1 rRNA gene is annotated in these 2,986 nt (G+C 52.6%); it reads right to left on the minus strand.

What is annotated here, in order from left to right:
* Window positions 1-77: 77 nt before the first annotated feature.
* Window positions 78-2,974 (minus strand): 23S ribosomal RNA (locus F7D47_RS03080).
* Window positions 2,975-2,986: the final 12 nt, after the last annotated feature.

Raw genomic sequence — 2,986 nt, forward strand, 5'->3', positions numbered from 1 at the left:
AATGTTGATTGTTGAATGTTGAATTACAACTTTCAGCACCATTCAGACTGTACATACAGTTGAAACTATGAACTTTCTAAAGAAAGTGTTCGGGCAATTAGTAATGCTCGGCTTTGACATCGCTGTCTTTACACCTGCATCCTATCAACGTCATCGTCTCTGACGACCCTCAATGGAGTTCTCATCTTGCGGCTGGCTTCGCACTTAGATGCTTTCAGCGCTTATCCAATCCAGACTCAGATACCCAGCGGTGCGCCTGGCGGCACAACTGGTAAACCGGAGGTCTGTCCATCACGGTCCTCTCGTACTAGTGACGGCACCACTCAAAACTCCCACGCCCACGATAGATAGAGACCGAACTGTCTCACGACGTTCTGAACCCAGCTCGCGTGCCACTTTAATGGGCGAACAGCCCAACCCTTGGGACCTTCTCCAGCCCCAGGATGTGACGAGCCGACATCGAGGTGCCAAACCACCCCGTCGATATGAGCTCTTGGGGGGGATCAGCCTGTTATCCCCGGAGTACCTTTTATCCTTTGAGCGACGGAGTTTCCATACACATCCGCCGGATCACTATGCCCCAGTTTCCTGCCTGCTCGGCATGTCTGCCTCCCAGTCAAGCGCCCTTATGCCATTGCACTCTTTGAGGTCGGTTACCAATCGACCCGAGGGCACCTTTGGAAGCCTCCGTTACGCTTTTGGAGGCGACCACCCCAGTCAAACTACCCACCAAGCAGTGTCCGCGTATCACGCGTTAGACCTCAGACAGCCAAAGGGCCGTATTTCAAGGATGGCTCCACGAAAGCTGGCGCTCCCGCTTCGAAGCCTCCGGCCTATCCTACACATCGGATGACCAAGGTCAATGCTAAGCTGTAGTAAAGGTTCACGGGGTCTTTTCGTCCCATCGCGGGTAATCGGCATCTTCACCGATACTACAATTTCACTGAGCTCATGGTTGAGACAGCGTCCGGATCATTACACCATTCGTGCAGGTCGGAACTTACCCGACAAGGAATTTCGCTACCTTAGGACCGTTATAGTTACGGCCGCCGTTTACCGGGGCTTCAATTCAATGCTTCCTCTTGCGAGTGACATCTCCTCTTAACCTTCCGGCACCGGGCAGGTGTCAGGCTGTATACGTCATCTTTCGAGTTTGCACAGCCCTGTGTTTTTGTTAAACAGTTGCCTGGACCTATTCTCTGCGCCTCGCTCTTCACGAGGACCCTTTATCCCGAAGTTACAGGGTCAATTTGCCTAGTTCCTTAACCATGAATCTCTCAACGCCTTAGTATGTTCTACCCGACCACGTGTGTCCGTTTGCGGTACGGGTGCCGCATGGGTTAAGCTTAGCGGATTTTCTCGGGAGTATGATTACCCACACTATTGGATTCTTCCGAAGAAGACTCCATACTATCAAGTTCAGCTCGGATGGTGGATTTGCCTGCCATCCTCAACGCCTACACTCTTCAACGGGGACTTCCGTCGCCCCGCGGTGGTTTCACTGCTCCGTCTCCACGTCGCCCCATGCGGCAGTGACGGAATATTAACCGTCTCTGCCATCGCCATCGCCGTTCGGCTTAGACTTAGGACCCGACTGACCCCGGGCTGATTGGCATTGCCCGGGAAACCTTGGTCTTACAGCGGGAGGGAATCTAACCCTCCTTATCGTTACTTATTCCTACATTTGCTTTACTCACCGCTCCAGGATAACTTACGTACACCATTCGACGCTGTGAGTATGCTCCCCTACCGATACTTTTATAATTGCTATCCCGCGCCTTCGGTGTCTGCCTTATACCCGATTATTATCCATGCCCGGACCCTCGACTAGTGAGCTGTTACGCACTCTTTGAATGAATGGCTGCTTCCAAGCCAACATCCTAGCTGTCATAGGGACCAGACTTCGTTAGACTAACTCAGGCAGAACTCCGGGACCTTAGACGGCGGTCTGGATTCTTCTCCTCTCGGGGACGGACCTTAGCACCCGCCCCCTTACTGCCGGACTGCAGACCGTGAGCATTCGGAGTTCGTCAGGACTCGATAGGCGGTGAAGCCCTCTTGTCCTATCGGTCGCTCTACCTCTCACGGTGACCATCCGACGCGGCACCTAAATGCCTTTCGGGGAGTACGAGCTATCTCCAAGTTTGATTGGCCTTTCACTCCTACACTCGGCTCATCCAGAAGCTTTTCAACGCTTATTGGTGCGGACCTCCATCCCGTGTTACCGGGACTTCATCCTGGCCAAGTGTAGATCACTTGGTTTCGCGTCTACCCCCACTGACTGTGCGCCCTATTCAGGCTCGCTTTCACTGCGGCTACGTGTCTCATGACACTCAACCTCGCCAGTGACGGTAACTCGTAGGATCATTATGCAAAAGGCACGCCGTCACATCGTAAGATGCTCCGACCGCTTGTAGGCGTATGGTTTCAGGAACTATTTCACTCCCCTGCTCGGGGTTCTTTTCACCTTTCCTTCACAGTACTCGTTCGCTATCGGTCTCACGGGAGTATTTAGCCTTACCGGATGGTCCCGGCAGATTCGCGCAGGATTCCTCGTGTCCCGCGTTACTCAGGATACCGCTATGCTGCATTTCGCTTCACATACTGGACTATCACCGTCTATGGTCACATTTTCCAAAGTGTTCTGTTCACGATTTGCATACAATGTCGCGGTCCTACAACCCCGCTGGCGCCTTGCGACGTCAACGGTTTGGGCTGTTCCCCGTTCGCTCGCCACTACTGGGGGAATCATTCATTTATTTTCTCTTCCTGCAGGTACTAAGATGTTTCAGTTCCCTGCGTTAGCTCTAACACTTAAGTGCTAGTAACCGTCCTTCAGACGGCTAGGTTGTCCCATTCGGAAATCTTCGGATCAAGGGTTATTTGCACCTACCCGAAGCTTATCGCAGCTTATCACGTCCTTCATCGCCTCCGTGAGCCTAGGCATCCGCCATACGCCCTTTCTTACTTTCTTTACGACTGTATT

The organism is Segatella copri, assembly GCF_009494835.1.
GTDB lineage: Bacteria > Bacteroidota > Bacteroidia > Bacteroidales > Bacteroidaceae > Prevotella > Prevotella copri_F.